The organism is Marinobacterium lutimaris (assembly GCF_900108065.1).
GTDB lineage: Bacteria > Pseudomonadota > Gammaproteobacteria > Pseudomonadales > Balneatricaceae > Marinobacterium_D > Marinobacterium_D lutimaris.
Window position 1 is genome coordinate 483,686 of the sequence record NZ_FNVQ01000003.1, and the last position, 18,723, is coordinate 502,408.

The window sequence follows — 18,723 nt, forward strand, 5'->3', positions numbered from 1 at the left end:
GCCTTTGCAAGCCGAGCCAGACTTGATGCAGACAGCTCGAAATGTCTGGATGCAAACTCACAACGAGTCGAAAGAAAATGCCACAGCCTCTCCCCGCCTAGATACAACTTGAAGAGTTATCTGCGTAGGGTTTAGCCCGCCCTCACTCCAGGTAAACCAACGATTCAAATAACGCTAACCATCAATGAACAGCAGCTCTGAAGAAGCTCCCATGAGCAATCTACAAGCCACGCAATATAGCGGATTACACTAATATTGCCGGGTTCATTTAAAAGACTCCTTACCGAAGCAGCCTGCTTCCTTCGGAGTAAGCCATAACGAAGCCCTTCTGGATGACACAGCAACGAGAATTCTTCTATCGACTTAAAAGCGGTTTCGAAAGCTATCTATTCTTATGGATATCGCTATTGCGCCAACATTATTTGGGCTTTTTGTTTGCCCCTTTCAATTCTCACAAGCAGTTTATTAGCCCGCTTGTTATTCGATCGTTTGTTATACCACCGGCAAAGCGAGCGAAATGAGAAACAAGCCTTCCCGCCAAGCCCATCGATGATCACGAAGCGATTATCCAGCTCATCCCAGACCAGGTTCCTGGTGTTAAGATCTCGAATGATCAGGCCCGTAGACCTTAGCCAACTCAAAAGCTCCGCCATAGCCTTTTCATGAACAGGCCGGTATTGGCCATTTGCAAGCAGTTCATTAAGGCTCTGAGCCAGTTGACCATTTACGCGGCTAACTTTTTCTACAACGACCCCAACCCCCAGATCGGTATCCACTATGCCAACGATATTCTGTACGAAACGGTTTTCTTCTTCCCAATCGCGGATGTACAGATGCTCAGACAGCTCTTTCAGACAACCCGTATATTTAGGCAATCGGCGCAACGGGGAAAACATAGCCCTCTGCCCCTTCAACCGCTCGAAGTATCGAGGACGCCAGACTTTAATCAACAACTTCTCAACCTCGAGATGCTGGTAAACCTCCTTCTCGCCACCTGAAGCCAGAGGCGTTTGCGTGCTTAGAGTAAGTCTCATATCAAAAAATCAGGCACATGACGTTGCCCCTCCATGGAAAACGCTTAAAGCTATTTATCATTAATTGATTTTAATAAAGCATCTATTGATCGAAAGCTATGCCTGGCCATCTCAGGTCAGCCACAGCGATCTAATTCATACCAAAATAATATTAGAAAATTTTATAAAAACTCTCGAAATTGCCGGCAAAACAACACGAAAAAATACAAAAAACCTAATAAAAAGATATCTAATATTTACAGAAATCCCTCCACCCTGCCGCCCTGAGCTCTCGTGAGAAACCCTGCTAATATGTACCGGGCATCCATACAAAGCCCCCCAAAAAAAACCGTAGCTCAGCCGGGTATCGGCTCCACTGTCCAACCACGACGCACAAAACATACCTCATAGTCTCGATTGGAGCTGGCAAAAAACAGACAAGACCACTCTTGCAAAACCACAAGAGTTATTCAGGCACATTTCAAGAAGGTAAATTATTCCAAAGAAAGATGAGACAGAGAAACCAGTCTTGCGAATCAACCCTGTCTACAGCCCCTTATGAAGACCTATATCAATAAACGCAAAAACATTGGTATGTATGGTACCGAACCACAACAACTCCTTAAACGACCTTTCACCCCGTCACGAGCAACTCTCAGTCCAACAACTCAAAACCTAACACCCGTACACTCACCACAATCTCACCACAATAAAAAAAGGCCCGCTTTAATGCGGGCCTCTTCATTACCACAGCTTACACACCTGGATCGGGATCACTCCCACTCAATGGTGGCAGGCGGCTTGCTCGATACGTCGTAGGTTACGCGGGAAACCTGCGCGATCTCGTTGATGATACGGCCAGAGACTTTCTCCAGCAGCTCATACGGCAGGTGCGCCCAGCGCGCGGTCATGAAGTCGATGGTCTCGACAGCACGCAGCGCGATGACATATTCGTAACGACGACCGTCACCAACAACACCTACGGATTTCACCGGCAGGAACACAGCGAACGCCTGGCTGGTTTTGTGGTACCAGTCAGCGTTGTGCAGCTCTTCGATAAAGATCGCGTCCGCTTCGCGCAGGATCTCCGCGTATTCCTTTTTAACTTCACCAAGGATACGCACACCCAGACCCGGTCCCGGGAACGGATGACGATAGACCATGTCGTACGGAAGACCCAGCTCAAGACCGATCTTGCGCACTTCGTCCTTGAACAGTTCACGCAGCGGCTCGACCAGTTCGAACTTCATATCCTCCGGCAGGCCGCCCACGTTGTGGTGCGACTTGATCACGTGCGCCTTGCCCGTCTTGGCGGCAGCGGACTCGATCACGTCCGGATAGATGGTGCCCTGAGCCAGGAAACGACAGTCTTTCAGACGCGCCGCTTCGTAATCGAACACCTCGATAAAGGTGTTACCGATAATCTTGCGCTTGGCTTCCGGATCGTTGACGCCGTTCAGGCGGCTGAGGAACTGATCTTCAGCATCGGAGCGGATCACGTTCACGCCCATATTGCGCGCAAACATCTCCATCACCTGGTCGCCTTCATGCTTACGCAGCAGGCCGTTATCCACAAACACGCAGGTCAGACGATCGCCGATCGCCTTGTGCAGCAGCGCCGCAACCACAGAGGAGTCGACACCGCCGGACAGTCCCAGCAACACCTTCTCATCACCCACCTGAGCACGTACCTTCTCGGTCAGGTCGTCGATGATACGTGCAGGTGTCCACAGCGCTTCGGTATCGCAGATCTCGCGCACGAAACGCTCGAGGATACGCAGACCCTGCTTGGTATGAGTCACTTCAGGGTGGAACTGAACGCCGTAGAGGCTGCGCTTGGGATCGCACATGGCGGCAACTGGCGCAGACTCGGTAGCAGCGATGATATGGAAGCCCTCCGGCAGATCCACCACCTTGTCACCATGGCTCATCCAGACATCAAGAGAGAGCGAACCGTTGTTGGCGATATGATCTTCGATACCTTCAAGCAGACGGCTAGGGCTGTCAGCCAGACGTACACGGGCATAACCGAACTCGCGCTTGTCGGAGCTGGAAACGCTGCCGCCCAGCTGAGAAGCCATGGTCTGCATGCCATAGCAGATACCCAGCACCGGGATTCCCATGTCGAATACGCAAGCCGGTGCCCGCGGCGAATCCAGCTCGGTAACAGACTCAGGACCACCCGCCAGGATAATACCCTTGGGCGCGAACTCCCGAATCTCTTCTTCGCTCATGTCGAACGGATGAATTTCGGAGAACACACCAATTTCGCGCACGCGGCGTGCGATCAACTGGGTGTACTGCGAACCGAAATCAAGAATCAGGATACGTTGTGCGTGAATATCTTTGGACATTTCAGGTAACTCCACCGAAACCCGCAGTTTTACAGCGCCAGAAACGAAAAGTGGGGCGGCGTTCGCCCCACTCTGGTCGCTATTTTTTAATTAGCGTTAGCCGATACGGTAGTTCGGCGCTTCTTTGGTGATGCTCACGTCGTGGACATGGCTCTCGCCGATACCCGCTGTAGTGATGCGTACAAACTTGGGCTTGACGCGCATCTCATCGACAGTGGCACAACCGGTATAACCCATGGAGGCGCGCAGGCCACCCATCAGCTGGTGCACTACACCACCCATCGGACCTTTACAGGGTACGCGACCCTCGATGCCTTCCGGTACCAGCTTGTCGACACCTGCTTTGGCGTCCTGGAAGTAGCGGTCGGAAGAACCGGTGCTGCCAGACATGGCACCCAGAGAGCCCATACCACGGTAGGACTTAAAGGCACGACCCTGGAACAGTTCAACTTCCCCCGGTGCTTCGTCGGTACCTGCAAGCATGGAACCAACCATGACAGCAGAGGCGCCCGCAGCGATAGCCTTACCGATATCGCCGGAGAAGCGGATACCGCCATCGGCGATCAGCGGGATACCAGTATCTTTCAGCGCTTCGGCCACGTTGGCCACGGCGGAGATCTGCGGCACACCAATACCGGCTACGATACGGGTAGTACAGATAGAACCCGGACCGATACCGACCTTAACGCCATCCGCACCCGCTTCGGCAAGAGCCAACGCCGCTTCGGCGGTAGCGATGTTACCGCCAACCACCTGTACCTGCGGGAAGTTCTGTTTCACCCAGCGTACACGATCGATAACGCCCTTGGAGTGACCGTGCGCAGTATCGACAACGATCAGGTCAACACCGGCGGCGGCCAGCGCGCTGACGCGATCTTCAGTTTCCGGGCCAGTACCCACTGCAGCGCCAACGATCAGACGACCCTTGTCATCCTTCGCAGCGTTCGGGAACGCCTGCGCCTTGTTCATATCCTTGACGGTGACCATACCGCGCAGAGCGAAGTTATCGTCAACCAGCAGGATTTTTTCGATACGGTGCTGACGCAGCAGGTCGCTGATCACTTCGGTTTCTTCGCCTTCGCGGGCGGTAACCAGCTTGTCTTTCTGCGTCATGATCTCACCGACCTTGGCGCCCAGGTTGCTTTCGAAGCGAACGTCACGGCTGGTTACGATACCTACCAGCTCATCGCCTTCAACAACCGGGAAGCCGGAGAAACCGTACTGATCAGCAAGGTCGAGAACCTCGCGGACCGTGGTGTCAGGAGTGCAGGTAACCGGATCGGTAACGATACCGGACTCGTACTTCTTGACCTTGCGAACCTGCGCAGCCTGTTCTTCGACTGTCAGGTTCTTGTGGATAATCCCGATACCGCCTTCCTGTGCCATCGCTATCGCAAGACGCGCTTCAGTTACCGTATCCATCGCGGAAGAGACCAATGGGATATTAAGCTCGATTCCCTTGGTCAGTCGGGTCTTCAACGAAACGCTTTTGGGCAGGACTTCGGAGTAACCAGGCACCAGCAAAACATCATCAAAAGTGAGAGCTTCCTCGACGATTCGCAACATTGTTAGCCAGCCTGTATATCAATGAAAAGTGAAACGAGTAATTCTACAGAAATCACCCGCTGATCTCAATTTAACTGGCGATATTTACAATAGAAAGTCGGCTGCCATTTCTGCAAAAAACAGGGTTAGAATGTGCGCCATGAATAGATCTCCTCATTCTCTGACGGCGGCCAACCGCGCCCTGTCGGTCAGCGCGCTCAACCGGCAGGTTAAATCCCTGCTGGAAAACTCCTTCCTTTCCATCCAGGTCATCGGCGAAATCAGTAACTTCGCACGCCCCTCCTCCGGTCACTGGTACTTCACGCTGAAGGACAGCAAGGCGCAGGTACGCTGCGCCATGTTTCGCGGTCGAAATACGGCGACCGGCTTTGTTCCTCGCGAGGGGGATGAAGTCGTCGTCACCGCCCGGGTCAGCCTTTATGAGGGCCGCGGCGATTACCAGCTGATCTGCGAACGGATGGAAAAAAGCGGGCTGGGACAACTGCAGCAGGCATTTGAGGCACTGAAGGCAAAGCTGGATAAAGAGGGTCTGTTTGAGCAGAGCCGCAAACGTCCGCTGCCAGCACACCCCAAACACCTAGGTGTGGTCACTTCACCCACCGGCGCCGCCATCCACGATATCCTGACCGTTCTCAAACGCCGCTTCCCCGGCTTGCCGGTCACCCTTTATCCCACCGCGGTGCAGGGACAGGAAGCCGCAGGGCAGATCGTCCGAGCCATAGAACTGGCCAACCGACACGCCAGTGCCGATGTGTTGATCGTCGGCCGTGGGGGCGGTTCGCTGGAAGATCTCTGGCCGTTCAATGAAGAAGCGGTAGCACGCGCGATCCTTGATTCCGCGATCCCGGTGGTCTCCGCCGTCGGTCATGAGGTGGACGTATCGATCAGCGATCTGGTCGCCGATCAGCGTGCTGCAACCCCTTCGGCCGCCGCCGAGATGCTGAGCCCGGACCGTAACGCCCTGAACCTGCGTCTGCAGCAACTGAGGCGCCGCCTGCTGAGCCGGATGAGCTGGCAGCTCGACAAAAAACGCCAGCAACTCAATTCGGCGCGTCAGCGTCTGCGCCACCCCGGTGACAAGGTGCGCGAACATATGCAGGCGGTGGACCGCCTGGAACTGCGATTGGCGCGGGCCACCAACCGGCATATTCAACTCCAGCGTTCAAGACTCGAGCAGCTGCAACGGCGCCTGCAACGGGTAACGCCGATAAACCGAATCAACCAGCATCGCGAGCGCCTGACACAGATCGAACAACTGATGCCACGGCTGATGCAGGCCCATCTCGAGCGTAGCCGACTGCGCCTGGCGCAGCAAAGCGGCAAACTTCAGTCGGTCAGCCCTTTGGCTACGCTGGAGCGCGGTTATTCAATTCTGCTGGACAGCAAGGGGCAGGCGGTTTCCGATAGCACTCGCGTGAACCCGGGCGACAAGCTGGAAGCGCGTCTGCACCAGGGCCGTCTGCAATGTACCGTCGACAGTATCGACGAATAGAGCATTTAAGAGGGCAACACATGAGCAACTGGCGCAACAGTCTTGTCACCGCCCTGCTGGGGATCGCACTTTTTCCATCGGCAGCCCAGGCCCTGCCAGAAGAATCACGTACTCCCGGCGGCGTAGCCCTGGTGCCGCTGGTCGGCATCAACAGCACAGCAGCGCCGCAGGTCAGCTACGGTGAACAGCGCGTCATGGTGGTGCCCGACAGCAGATCCGCCAACAGCCCTGACGACAGCTCCAACAGCAGCAAGTGGTTAGCCGTGGTCGGCATCCCACTCTCGGCTGAAGCTGATGAGCCGCAGAGATTGAGCCTGGACGGCGCAAGCTTCGAATTCCGCATCTCGCCCAAAGAGTATGAAGCCCAGTACCTGACCGTGCCCAACAAGCGCCACGTCGACCCGAACCCGGACGATCTGGCGCGCTGGGAACGGGAGTCCGCAGAGATGAAAGCAGCATTTATCCGCTGGTCCGAACCTGGCCAGGTGGTCGATAAAATGGAACTACCGGCAAGTGGCCGCTTCAGTAGCCCCTTTGGTCTGCGCCGTTTTTTCAATGAGCAACCACGTAACCCGCACAGTGGACTGGATATCGCCGCACCCACGGGGTCACCGATTACTGCGCCTGCCGCTGGAGAGGTGGTGGCTGTGGGTAACTATTTCTTTAATGGCAACACCGTCATCCTCGACCACGGTCATGGCCTGACCACCCTCTATTGCCATATGAGCGCCATCGATGTGTCACTGGGTGATCACCTGCAGGCCGGCGATCTGATCGGCAAGGTGGGTGCCACCGGCCGCGTCACCGGCCCACACCTGCACTGGAGCGTCAGCCTCAACAACACCCGGGTCGACCCGCTGCTATTTATTGACAATGAATAGCTTATGCTGCGAACAGCCAGCGGGAAAAAACCGGACACCTGTGATAGCCTTTCGCGCTTCAAACCTAGCAATTGATCGAGAAAGCGATGAGTGAACTGACTCTGGAAACTACCGAGCAACGCGCCAGCTACGGCATCGGCCGCCAGATGGGCGACCAGCTGGCTCAGAACGGTTTCGACGGTGTGGATATCGAAGCCGCAGCCGCCGGTCTGCGTGACGCATTTAACGGTGAAGGCCTGCGCGTTAGCGCCGAAGACCTGACCGCTGCTTTCAACGAGCTGAACCAGCGTCTGCGTGAGAAGCAGGAGCAGGAAGCCAAGGCGGCCATGAAGGTCGGCGAGGAGTTCCTTGCTGAAAACGCCAAGCGTGACGGCGTGATCACCCTGGAATCCGGCCTGCAGTACGAAATCGTAGAAGCGGGTAGCGATGACGCCGCCAAGCCGGCTGCCAGCGATAAGGTTCGCGTTCACTACCACGGCACCTTTATCGACGGTAACGTCTTCGACAGCTCCTACCAGCGCGGCACCCCGGCAGAATTCCCGGTTCGCGGGGTAATCGCTGGCTGGACCGAAGCACTGCAGCTGATGACCGCCGGTTCCAAGTGGAAGCTCTATATCCCTTACCAGCTGGCTTACGGCGCTCAGGGCTCACCGGGCGGTATCCCGCCGTACTCCACCCTGGTATTTGATGTCGAGCTGCTCGACGTCCTGTAATCCCTGCCGCCAATTAAGGAGCGCCCGATGCAACTGAATTACCACCGTACCGGCCAAGGGCCAGCGTTGATCATTCTGCACGGGCTCTTCGGCACCTGGGAAAACTGGGGCGCGCAGATCAAGATGCTGGCGGAGCATTACGATGTGATCGCCGCCGATCTGCGCAACCACGGTGCCTCGCCGCACAGCGATGAGCTCAGCTATGCGCTGATGGCCGAAGACGTTATCGAACTGATGGATAGCCTGAAGCTCGACAGCGTACTGTTGCTCGGCCACTCCATGGGTGGCAAGGTGGCGATGCAACTGGCAATAGAACACCCCGAGCGGGTCGAAAAGTTGATTGTGGCCGACATCGCACCTGTCACTTACGGCCGCCACCACGATGACGTGTTCCAAGGCCTGTTCAATGTTGAGCTGGACGGCCTGAAATCGCGTTCTGCTGCCGACAAGCAGCTGGCCGAACATGTGGAAATTCCCGGCGTTCGCGCCTTCCTTCTCAAGAACCTGCAGCGTGATTCGGAAGGCAAGTTTGGCTGGAAAATGAACCTGGATGCGCTGCACCAGGAATATCACGAAATATCCGCAGCCCCAGCGGAGGGTCAGTACAGCGGACCCACCCTGTTCATAAAGGGTGGCGATTCTAACTATCTGAAGCCCGAATACGCGGATGCGATCAAGTCACGCTTCCCCAACGTCAGCTACAAGATTATCGAGGGAACGGGACACTGGCTGCATGCCGAAAAGCCGGCAGCATTCAATCGAATCGTGGAAAGGTTTTTGAACGATCAGGCCTGATCGTTTATGACAGAACCGACATAATAGTCAGAATTCAACACACCCATATCGACCAGCTTTTGGTTGAACTCGCGCAGACGCTGGCTCAACTCCTCTCTCGATGCCTGGTAATCGGCTAACCGCTGGCTACGTGCTTCATCCTGCTGCTGCAGGTTATCGAAAAATTCCCCGACCCTGGACACCAGCGCATCGCTGCGCTCGCTATTGCTTCCGGCCGAATCAGACTCGGGAGACAATAGCTGTGGTGCAACACTTTCTGATGCAATAGCCTGGACCGCTGCCGGGTTCTGAGCCGCAGCAGGAACTGCAGCAGATGCCTGATCGGCTCCAGTTTGCCCGGTGTCCTGGTCCTGGGCGGCAGCCAGAGGGTTTTCACCTTCCTGCTGCTCAAGGGAAGAAAGCTCGGCCTGCGCCTCATTCACAATCTGACGAGCCGCCTGAGCTACGGCTCGGTCCTGTGAAGAAGGTTCTGCCGGCGCCAGCGCTGCGCTGGCCACCTGTCTAGCCATCTGTATATCACGCTGAGGATCACCACTTCTGCCCGGCATCTGCACGCTGACTTCACCACCGACCGCATAAAGCCGCCCGTCGGGGCCTTTTTCATAGGTGTAAGAAGCGGCTCCGGTCAGCGAGCCTCCGGCGTTTTGATGCGCCTGTTCGTGGGTGCGCACCTCTCGGTCACGGGCGCTGAGTTCCTGAATGATCTGCTGCTCTTGGGTATTAGGATCTAACTGAGCGGCGTTAGCGCTAGACCCCACCCGCTGATCATTGCGAAGATCTGGCTCTCCTGCGCCCGTCACTGCCGAAGTCGCAGCATCCGCGGGCTGAGTTACACTTTCGGCGGACGTGCGCGCGGATTCATCCTGAACCGAAGGCGTGCCTGGACGATAAGCCTGTTGAGTGTATGTACTAGTGATCGATGTAATCATCTTGAAAACCGAGATTCACTGCACGTTATCAATGACCGGACCTCGCCCCTCAGGCGAAAGTATCCACATTCTGGCCAAGCGTGAGCCCCAGCGCCTCGGACGGCGCCTCGACAATTTTCGTACTCGCGGCCGGTGCATTCGCATCCACGCTCGCTTCCTGAAGGCTGGGATTCACTGCAACGCCGGAGGCCTGCTCCGGCGCATCTGGCTGACCACTACCCTGTAGATCGCTGGAAGCACGCTGAACACCGTCGAGACTGCGGTTGGACGCATACAGCGATGCGCTTTGAGCTGTCAAACCGTTAATCATAACTGTACTCAAGCAATTTTCTTTTGAATTTAACCTACGGGAATACCGTAAGTTACGCTCTAAGACTCACTCTTCACAGTCACCCTTTAGGTGATATTCAGGATGAATCACTCATTTCGAGAGATTCAGTATAGCGCCTGAAACAGGGTTTGTTCACTTTTTGAACACTTCGATCGCACTAAGATCCAGATGAGCAGCGACCTGTTCCGGCGACGGATCACTCAGATGAGGCACCACACCCAGCAGGGGTGCATGCAGAGCACCCTTCAGCGTATCGATATTCTCCTGCAGTACGGCCATCTCAGGATCCACAACGTTGGCAACCCAACCCGCCAGCTGCAGCCCGTCGCGGGAGATCGCCTCTGCCGTCAGCAGAGCGTGGCTGATACAGCCCAGCTTCATCCCCACTACGAGAATCACCGGCAGCTCCATCAACTGAGGAACACGTGACAGCATCTCGCGACTGCTCAAGGGAACCCGCCAGCCTCCGGCCCCCTCGACCAATGCAAAGTCGGCGGGCTGCATCAGCGCACCACGGCAAAAAGCCGCGATACGGTCGGCACTGAGCCGGCGCTCTTCTCGCTGAGCGGCCAGGTGGGGCGCCATCGGCTCGGCCAGTGCTATGGGGTTAACCTGCTGGTAGGGCAATTGCACACTGGCAGTGGCCTGCAGAATCAACGCATCACTGTTACGCAGCCCCTCGCCATGGTCCTCGCAACCCGCAGCCACCGGCTTCAGGCCGATGGTTCTCAGGCCAAGTTCATTGGCGTGATGCAGCAGCCCCGCGCTGACTAGGGTTTTGCCAGCGTCGGTATCGGTTCCGGTAATAAAGAAGGTCTTTTTCACGACTGCGGCTTTCTCCAATGGCAGAAATAAAGTTCATAGCTTGCCGGCAAGGCTCCGGATGTGAGTCTCGTCCGCTCGTAAGCCTGGGTCAGTTTCCTCAGGCGTTCTCGGGTCGACAGGCCTTGATGGCTGCGGGCGTTAACATTATGTGCACCCAGCGCCTTGAGCTCATGCGTCAGCTGGCCGAGTTTGCCATATTCCAGCACGCGAAGCTGCGCCTCCTGCTTTACCGGCTCCAGTACAACAGCAGCTTCGTTAACCTGTGCCAGAGGCAGAAACTCATTCACATGGCAATCATCATCCACCGCCGCCCAGGCCCGCTTTAGTTCGACCAGCGTCGCCGGGCCAAGCGTAGCTACCAGAACCTGACCGCCTGGCTTTAGCACGCGCGCAAGTTCAGCAAACAGCAGCTCGGGGCACTCACACCACTGCACCGCCAGGCTGGAGAACACCAGATCGACACTGTTATCCGCGAGCGGCAACTGCTCAGCGTCGCCACAAACGTGTTTGTGCTGCGCCAGCGCGTGTCGGTCACGGGCATACGCCAGCATTCCCTCTGCCAGATCCAGGCTCAGCAGCAGCGCCTGTGGATAACGTGCTCTGAGCTGCGGCGAGGCGTAACCGGTGCCGCTGCCCAGATCCATCACCACCTTGGGCTCGATATCAGGAAGCCAGGATAATAAACAGTCGGCTGTATCGCGCTGCAGCCCGGCGACGCTGTCATAGGTTGGCGCCGCGCGGCTGAATGAGTTTGCCACCAGCCGCTTATCTCTCAGCTTATCTTTCACCATCGCCGTCATAACACCGCCTCAGCCGAGCGCTCTGCGAGAGCGTTTAACGCTGCGTCAAACCGTTCAGGCTCTGCCAGAAAAGGCAGATGCGCCGAGTGTTCGAACAGCTGCACTTCTATGGCTTGATTAAGCTCAGCGATGGCGTCAGCAAGCGCAGCGGGCACCAGTTGATCATGCAGCCCCAGCAACAGAGTGGTTGGCACGGAAAGCGCGCGCAGCTGGGGGCGCAGGTCCTCACGCAACAGATCGAGCGTCGACCCCAGCGCCGCAGGCTCGGCTCCGGCTATAACCCGTTTCAGCTGTTTAAGCTCGTCACGGGCGCTCTGGCTGCCCTGGGTCTGCAGCATGGCAAAACGGCTCAGGGTTTTAGCGGGGTTCAGTGCAACTCCGTCAGCGAAGGCTTCGAACACCTCGCTGTCCATGGCGCTGGTCCAGCCGTCGCGCTGAATAAAGCAGGGCGACGCCGCCACCATCAGCAACCCGCTGACCCGGGACGGCGCAACACTGGCAACTTGAAGCGCCAACGCTCCACCGAGCGACCAACCGATCCAGAGCGCTTTTTGCGGCGCTATCTCAAGCAGCGCTTCGGCGGTAGCCGCGACCGAGTCATTCTCAGTAGCCGCTGACTTGCCGAGGCCAGGAATATCGATCAGGGTCAGACGGTAATGCGGGCTCAACCTATCGATCACCGGCGCCCATATATCGCTGGATAATCCCCAGCCGTGCAGCAACACCAGCTCTGGTCCGCTATTGCCGTGATGCTCCAGATACAGGCTCACGCGACACCTCCACGCAGTTCGTCAAGCGCCGCCAGCAGGCGGTCCACCTGCTGCTCGCTGTGGGTCGCGCTCAGCGTCACTCTCAGGCGCGAACTACCCGCCGGGACGGTAGGCGGACGAATAGCGGAAACGAACAGCCCCCGCGTCTCAAGGCCCTCACTGAGACGCATAGCCTCGGCCGCATCGCCGATCATGATCGGCTGGATCGGCGTTTCAGAAGCCATCAGCTCATAACCCAGTTGCTGGGCACCACTGCGAAAACGCTGAATCAATGCCTGAAGCTTTTCTCGCCGCCAGCTCTCTTCCCTGACCAGCTTGAGGCTCGCCAGCGTCGCCCAGGCTACGGCCGGCGGCATGCTGGTGGTGTAGATATAGCTGCGAGCAAACTGGATCAGCGTTTCGATCAGCGCTTCACTGCCGGCCACAAAAGCACCGGCGGTGCCAAATCCTTTGCCCAGGGTCCCCATCAGTACCGGCACATCGGACTGACTGAGACCAAACTGCTCGACACAACCGGCGCCGGTCTGGCCTAAAACGCCCATACCATGAGCATCGTCCACCATCAGCCAGGCGCCCGCCTCACGGCTGGTGCGCGCCAGCTCCGGCAGGTCAGCGATATCGCCGTCCATGCTGAAGACGCCATCGGTGACCACCAGCTTGCGGCGCGCGTCGCTCTTATCCAGACGCTGTTTCAGGCTGGCGGCATCGTTATGCAGATAGCGTTGAAAACGGGCGCCGGAAAGAAGACCGCCATCGAGCAGAGAGGCGTGGTTGAGGCGATCCTCAAACACCGCATCCTGTTTATCCAGCAGCGCATTGATCACACCAAGGTTGGCCATGTAACCGGTGGAGAACAGCAGTGCTCTGGGCCGTCCGGTCCACTCGGCCAGCGCCTCCTCCAACTCGTGGTGCGCACTGGAGTGCCCCATCACCAGGTGGGATGCGCCGCCGCCGACGCCGAAACGCTCGACACCCTCGATCATCGCCTGTTTCAGTGCCGGATGGTTGGCCAGGCCCAGGTAATCGTTGGAGCAGAACGCGAGACAATTTTGACCATCAACACTGACTTCAGGCCCCTGGGGCGATTCCAGCAGACGGCGGCGGCGATAAAGGTGGGCGGTGCGGCGCTCTTGCAGCGCCGCCTCCAGTTGATCGAAGGACATGGTGATCAGTTAACCGCGTCGTAGAACAGGGCATCGTCCTTACGCGCCTGCAGGTTGCGAGTGATCGCCTCTTCCTGTTCGGCGTCGGTCTGTTCGATACGCTGCTCCACGTTGATACCGAGGCGCTTGAACAGCTGCAGGTCGCGGTTGGTTTCCGGGTTCGGCGTGGTCAGCAGGCACTCACCGTAGAAGATGGAGTTAGCGCCGGCGAAGAAGGTCATCGCCTGCATCTCGTCGGACATCTGCTCACGGCCAGCGGACAGGCGCACGTGGGATTTCGGCATCAGGATACGCGCCACCGCGATATTGCGGACAAACTCCAGCGGGTCCAGGTCTTCCACATTTTCCAGCGGCGTGCCTTCCACCTTCACCAGCATGTTGATCGGCACCGATTCCGGCTGCTGCGGCAGGTTGGCTAGCTGCTTGAGCAGGCCGATTCGGTCGTTGGCGGTTTCGCCCATACCAAGGATGCCGCCGCTGCAGATCTTCATACCCGCATCGCGCACATGGCCCAGGGTATCGAGGCGATCCTGGTAGGTGCGGGTGGTGATGATCTTGTCGTAGAACTCCGGTGAGGTATCCAGGTTATGGTTGTAGTAATCGAGCCCGGCTTCGGCCAGCTGATCCGCCTGATGCTCTTTCAGCATCCCCAGGGTCATGCAGGTTTCCAGCCCCAGCTCCTTCACCCCTTTGACCATCTCCAGCACATAGGGCATATCTCTGTCGGTGGGGTGTTTCCAGGCGGCGCCCATGCAGAAACGGGTTGAGCCCGCAGCCTTGGCCTGTTTCGCCTTGGCCAGAACCGCTTCGACCTCCATCAGACGCTGCTTTTCCAGGCCGGTATCGTAGTGCGCACTCTGTGGGCAGTACTTGCAGTCTTCCGGGCAGGCGCCGGTCTTAATCGACAGCAGCGTGCTGACCTGGACTTCATTCGGATTGAAGTGCTGGCGGTGCACCGTCTGGGCACGGAACAGAAGATCATTAAACGGCAGGTCGAAAAGCGCCTGAATCTCTGCTTCTGTCCAGTCGTGGCGTACGTCGGCTTGGGTTTGCATTGGGTACGGGCCCCCTACAGCATGGTGAGTTGGTATAGATGATAATTTGGTACAGGACGCAAATCATAAACGGACAGAAGGAGCTGTCAACTTATGATAAAAACCAAGGTAAACCTTAGATCACTTTTTAATCAACCGTGTTTTCTCTGCCGCTCCGAACCGCCCAATAGCAGCGGCCTGTGCGAGGAGTGCCACGCGGATCTGCCCTGGTTGATCAGTTACTGCCCATGCTGCGCGGAACCTCGCTCCGCGGAGGTCCCGCTGGATCAGCCCTGTGGCCGCTGCCAGACAAACCCGCCCCGCTTTGACCGGGTTATCGCTGCCTTTGGTTACGCCTTTCCTCTGAGGCAGATGATCCATGGCATCAAGTATCAACGCCGCCCCGCACTGATCGGTGGCCTCGCCGCCACACTGGCCGGTCTTATAGAGGAGCGATGCGACCCGCTTCCCGAACTGATTCTCCCGGTACCCATGCATCCCTGGCATGAAACTCTGCGCGGCTTTAACCAGGCAGCACTGTTGGCCGAAGAGCTTGGCAAAAGGCTTGGAATTCCAGTCAATCACCGGGTACTGAGAAAGCTCCACAGAACCCGACACCAGGCGAATCTTGACCGCAGCACACGCGCTACCAACCTGCGAGGAAGCTTTCGTGTGCATGGGGAGTTACCCGATCGCATCGCCATCGTCGATGACATTCTGACCACCGGCGCCACCGCCAATGAACTTGCCCGCTGCGCCAAACGGGCCGGCGCGAAAGAGGTGGATATCTGGGTTCTGGCTCGCACTCCATCTAATTGATAAACGGCCAAAAAGGAGTTCTGATAAACTGCCCGTCTGGACAATAAATACGGGCTTCAGGGCGCGGAGCGAAACTATGACGTTTGAGATGATAGGTCAGTTGATCGGCGGCATCGGCCTGTTCCTGCTGGGTATGCAGCTGATGACGGCAGGCCTGAAACAGGCCGCGGGAAGGTCACTGAAACAGGCACTGGAAGCCGCTACCCGCTCCCGTCTGCGCGGGCTGTTGTCCGGAACCCTGATCACTGCGGCGGTGCAGTCATCCAGCGCCGTCACTGTCGCAACCCTGGGTTTCGTGAACGCCGGCCTGCTGACACTGGGACAATCGATCGCAGTGATCTACGGCTGTAATATCGGCACCACCATGACCGGCTGGCTGGTGGCGTTGATCGGCTTCAAGATCAAGATCAGCGCCTTCGCCCTGCCGATGATCGGTGCAGGTATCGCTCTGCGTACGATGAGCAAAAACGGCCGCCTGGGGCATATTGGCACCGCCATCGCGGGGTTCGGCCTGTTCTTTATCGGGCTCGACTTCCTGCGCGCCAGCTTCGATGGGCTCTCCGAGAATATCCCACTTGAGAGCATCGGCCATGGGCCGCTGGCACTGGCGATTTTTGTCGCTGCCGGCTTCCTGCTGACCTTCCTGATGCAGGCCTCCGCTGCTGTCATGGCGATCGCCCTGTCGCTGGTTCACACCGGCTCAATCACGCTGTCTGCGGCGGCTGCCCTGGTGATCGGCGCCAACGTGGGCACCACGACCACTGCTCTGATCGCCGCCATCGGCGCGACGCCCAATGCCAAGCGCATCTCCGCCGCCCATGTCATTTTCAATCTGCTCACCGGTGCCGTGGGGCTCATATTCCTGATGCTGCTGGCCGGCTGGCTCGACGGGCTGGACGCCACCCGCTTTGACCTGGTCAGCCTGCTGGCGCTGTTCCACACCCTGTTCAACCTTACCGGCGTGGTGATGATCTGGCCGCTCACCGACTGGATGGAACGGATGCTGAATAACCGTTTCCGCAGCCTGGAAGAGAACGAATCGCGCCCGCGCTACCTGGATAAAAACATCCTCACCACTCCATCGCTGGCGGTGGAAGCGATGAACCAGGAACTGGCGCGCGTCAGCCGTCACTGCACCCGCCTTTCCAAGGAGGCACTCAGCGCAGAAACCGCCTCCCGCGATAAGATCGAAGCCGAGGCGCAGGGGATCTACCAACTGGTGAGCAAAATCGCCGAATTCAACCAGGAACTGGCGCGCCAGAACCTGATTCCGGAGATCAGCGAAACCCTGCCGATCTCACTGCGTGTGGCCCGCTACTTCAGTGAAATGGCCCGCCTCAGCGCCACCCTGGCCGATTACTATCCGCAGTTTGATGCCATTCAGGACGAGGGGCTGAAAAAGAACCTGTTCGAGTTTAAGCAGGCGATTATCCGCCTGGTGGATATGGCGGAAATTCGCGACGACAGCAGCAGCCAGGGTTACGAAACCCACCAGTTGATGCGCGAAGTGAAGCATATTTACCAGCAACTCAAGTCATCACTGCTAGAGCAGGCGGTCAGAGGCCGTATGGACAACGCCGAAAGCATGGCACTGCTCGACGCGGTCAGCCAACTGCAACGGCTGGCGGAACAGGCAGAAAAAGCGTCCAGCCATTGGAGCTCCACTCTTCCCGTGCATGAGCGCGGCCCGCTACACAAGGAACAGACCCCAGCATGATAACCGATCCACTGTTTTACCTCGCCGCGGTGCCGGCCGTCCTTATCGTTGGTATCTCCAAGGGGGGCTTTGGCGGCGGGCTGGGCCTGCTTGCCGTACCGATGATGTCGCTGGTGATCAGCCCAATTCAAGCCGCAGCGATCATGCTGCCGATTCTCTGCCTGATGGATCTGGTGGGTCTCTGGAGCTTCCGCGGCAAGGGCGATTTCAGCCTTCTCAAGGTACTTATCCCCGCATCCCTGGTTGGCATCATTGTCGGCGCCCTGAGCTTCAACTACCTCAGCGAGCGCAGCCTTGAGTTTATCGTCGGCGCCATCGCCGTGCTGTTTACACTGAACTACTGGCTGCGCCCCAAACAGCGGGAGGCAAAACAACCGAGCACGGCCCGCGGTGGTTTCTGGGGACTGATCACCGGCTTTACCAGCTTCAGCGTCCATGCCGGCGGACCTCCGCTGAACATCTACCTGCTGCCGCTGCAGCTGGAAAAGAGCGCTTACATCGGCACCACCATTATCATGTTTGCTGCGATCAACTACCTGAAAGTGATCCCCTACGCAGTTCTCGGGCAGTTCAGCATGGCCAACCTGAGTACGGCAGCGGTGCTGGCGATACTCGCTCCCATCGGTGTGCGCATGGGCTACTGGATGCACCATCGAATTGACGAAAAATGGTTCTACCGTATCTGCTTTGTTTTTCTGTTCGTCACCGGCAGCAAGCTGCTGTTCGATGCCATCATCGGTTGAGGTTTAACGATGAATTTTGATCCCATAGGCGTTATCCACAGCGCCTTTGACGAGAAGTTTGGCATCCCCCGTCAGCCGGGGCTGACGCCATCCTTGAATGCGACAATAGAGATACAGCCGCCGTTCGCCTCACCAGAAGCGGTGCGCGGGCTGGAACAGGCCAGCCATATCTGGCTGATCTTTCTGTTCAGCGCCACCGCGGAACAGGGCTGGAAACCACTGGTCCGGCCGCCCCGCCTCGGCGGCAACCGCCGGCTTGGCGTATTTGCCTCGCGCTCGCCGTTTCGTCCTAACCCTATTGGGCTGTCCCCAGTAAAGCTGACCGGCATACGCCAGCAGGGCGACTCCATCCTGCTCGACGTGGTCGGTGCGGACCTGCTCGACGGCACCCCGATTCTGGATATCAAACCCTACCTGCCCTATGCCGATATCATTCCCGACGCTCACTTCGCGCTGGCGGAGAAGATCGAAACCCTGGAGCTACCGGTCCACTGGAGCGAACAGGCCGAGCAGGCGCTCAACGAGCAGAGTCAGCTAAAAAACCAGCCGCTGGCAACACAGATAGAGGAGCTGCTGCGCTGCGATCCAAGGCCTGCCTATCAGCGCGATCCGGAGCGGGAATATGGTGTCAGCCTGCACCAGCTCAACATCCGTTTCCGCATCAGCGATACCGCGATAGAGGTACTCAGTGTTATACCCGCGGCGAAACCGCTGTAATCAGGCAGCTGTAATCAGGCAATACCGCGAGCCGCCCTCCCCTTGCTGGCACCTTTCGATT

18 protein-coding genes are annotated in these 18,723 nt (G+C 57.6%); 8 read left to right on the forward strand and 10 right to left on the reverse strand.

The window, feature by feature from the left end:
- Positions 1-404: 404 nt before the first annotated feature.
- The 3 genes from C4S72_RS16570 to guaB all read right to left on the reverse strand — a co-directional run bounded on the left by C4S72_RS16570 (position 405) and on the right by guaB (position 4,933).
- Complete coding sequence (locus C4S72_RS16570; protein ID WP_104004269.1) at positions 405-1,034, reverse strand: YrbL family protein; 630 nt, start codon at positions 1,032-1,034, stop codon at positions 405-407.
- Positions 1,035-1,786: 752 nt separating this feature from the next.
- Positions 1,787-3,367: a glutamine-hydrolyzing GMP synthase gene (gene guaA / locus C4S72_RS16575; protein ID WP_104004270.1), complete on the reverse strand. Its 1,581-nt coding sequence runs from the start codon at positions 3,365-3,367 to the stop codon at positions 1,787-1,789.
- A 96-nt stretch (positions 3,368-3,463) separates the two neighbouring features.
- Positions 3,464-4,933 (reverse strand): IMP dehydrogenase, encoded by a 1,470-nt coding sequence (guaB, locus tag C4S72_RS16580; RefSeq protein WP_104004271.1) that lies wholly within the window; start codon positions 4,931-4,933, stop codon positions 3,464-3,466.
- A 139-nt stretch (positions 4,934-5,072) separates the two neighbouring features.
- On the opposite strand from guaB, the gene xseA reads away from it, so the two are divergent.
- The 4 genes from xseA to C4S72_RS16600 all read left to right on the forward strand — a co-directional run bounded on the left by xseA (position 5,073) and on the right by C4S72_RS16600 (position 8,814).
- The gene (gene xseA, locus C4S72_RS16585; RefSeq protein WP_200826816.1) at positions 5,073-6,425 is read left to right on the forward strand and encodes an exodeoxyribonuclease VII large subunit; all 1,353 of its coding nucleotides are present in this window, start codon (positions 5,073-5,075) and stop codon (positions 6,423-6,425) included.
- Positions 6,426-6,445: 20 nt separating this feature from the next.
- Complete coding sequence (locus C4S72_RS16590; protein ID WP_104004273.1) at positions 6,446-7,306, forward strand: peptidoglycan DD-metalloendopeptidase family protein; 861 nt, start codon at positions 6,446-6,448, stop codon at positions 7,304-7,306.
- Between the two features lie 86 nt (positions 7,307-7,392).
- Entirely contained in the window at positions 7,393-8,019 is a 627-nt protein-coding gene (locus C4S72_RS16595) for an FKBP-type peptidyl-prolyl cis-trans isomerase (protein ID WP_104004274.1), read from the forward strand.
- Between the two features lie 27 nt (positions 8,020-8,046).
- Complete coding sequence (locus tag C4S72_RS16600; RefSeq protein WP_104004275.1) at positions 8,047-8,814, forward strand: alpha/beta fold hydrolase; 768 nt, start codon at positions 8,047-8,049, stop codon at positions 8,812-8,814.
- Here the strand turns inward: C4S72_RS16600 and C4S72_RS16605 are convergent.
- From C4S72_RS16605 to bioB, 7 genes are all read right to left on the reverse strand, one after another.
- Positions 8,805-9,743, reverse strand: coding sequence for a putative metalloprotease CJM1_0395 family protein (locus C4S72_RS16605; protein WP_104004276.1), 939 nt, complete (start codon positions 9,741-9,743; stop codon positions 8,805-8,807). The genes C4S72_RS16600 and C4S72_RS16605 overlap by 10 nt on opposite strands.
- Positions 9,744-9,792: 49 nt before the next feature.
- Positions 9,793-10,065 (reverse strand): hypothetical protein, encoded by a 273-nt coding sequence (locus tag C4S72_RS16610; protein WP_235009170.1) that lies wholly within the window; start codon positions 10,063-10,065, stop codon positions 9,793-9,795.
- 141 nt (positions 10,066-10,206) lie between these two features.
- Entirely contained in the window at positions 10,207-10,899 is a 693-nt protein-coding gene (gene bioD / locus C4S72_RS16615; protein WP_104004278.1) for a dethiobiotin synthase, read from the reverse strand.
- Positions 10,896-11,657, reverse strand: a complete 762-nt coding sequence (gene bioC, locus C4S72_RS16620) for a malonyl-ACP O-methyltransferase BioC (RefSeq protein WP_235009171.1) — start codon at positions 11,655-11,657, stop codon at positions 10,896-10,898. Before bioC ends, bioD begins: the two co-directional genes overlap by 4 nt.
- A 38-nt stretch (positions 11,658-11,695) precedes the next feature.
- A complete protein-coding gene (gene bioH, locus C4S72_RS16625; RefSeq protein ID WP_104004279.1) occupies positions 11,696-12,469 on the reverse strand; it encodes a pimeloyl-ACP methyl ester esterase BioH in 774 nt (257 codons plus the stop codon).
- On the reverse strand, positions 12,466-13,632 hold the full coding sequence (gene bioF, locus C4S72_RS16630; protein WP_104004280.1) for an 8-amino-7-oxononanoate synthase: 1,167 nt from the start codon (positions 13,630-13,632) through the stop codon (positions 12,466-12,468). The genes bioH and bioF overlap by 4 nt, the downstream gene beginning before the upstream one ends.
- Before the next feature lie 5 nt (positions 13,633-13,637).
- Positions 13,638-14,687, reverse strand: a complete 1,050-nt coding sequence (bioB, locus tag C4S72_RS16635) for a biotin synthase BioB (RefSeq protein WP_104004281.1) — start codon at positions 14,685-14,687, stop codon at positions 13,638-13,640.
- 93 nt (positions 14,688-14,780) lie between these two features.
- Here bioB and C4S72_RS25665 point away from each other — a divergent pair, with 93 nt between their 5' ends.
- The 4 genes from C4S72_RS25665 to tsaA all read left to right on the forward strand — a co-directional run bounded on the left by C4S72_RS25665 (position 14,781) and on the right by tsaA (position 18,662).
- Positions 14,781-15,485 carry a ComF family protein gene (locus tag C4S72_RS25665; RefSeq protein WP_146071917.1) on the forward strand — a complete coding sequence of 235 codons (705 nt, stop codon included), beginning with the start codon at positions 14,781-14,783 and terminating at the stop codon, positions 15,483-15,485.
- 76 nt (positions 15,486-15,561) lie between these two features.
- Positions 15,562-17,202, forward strand: coding sequence for a Na/Pi cotransporter family protein (locus tag C4S72_RS16645; protein ID WP_104004283.1), 1,641 nt, complete (start codon positions 15,562-15,564; stop codon positions 17,200-17,202).
- Positions 17,199-17,945 (forward strand): sulfite exporter TauE/SafE family protein, encoded by a 747-nt coding sequence (locus C4S72_RS16650; protein ID WP_104004284.1) that lies wholly within the window; start codon positions 17,199-17,201, stop codon positions 17,943-17,945. Before C4S72_RS16645 ends, C4S72_RS16650 begins: the two co-directional genes overlap by 4 nt.
- A gap of 9 nt (positions 17,946-17,954) precedes the next feature.
- A complete protein-coding gene (gene tsaA, locus C4S72_RS16655; RefSeq protein ID WP_104004285.1) occupies positions 17,955-18,662 on the forward strand; it encodes a tRNA (N6-threonylcarbamoyladenosine(37)-N6)-methyltransferase TrmO in 708 nt (235 codons plus the stop codon).
- The last annotated feature ends 61 nt before the right edge of the window (positions 18,663-18,723 follow it).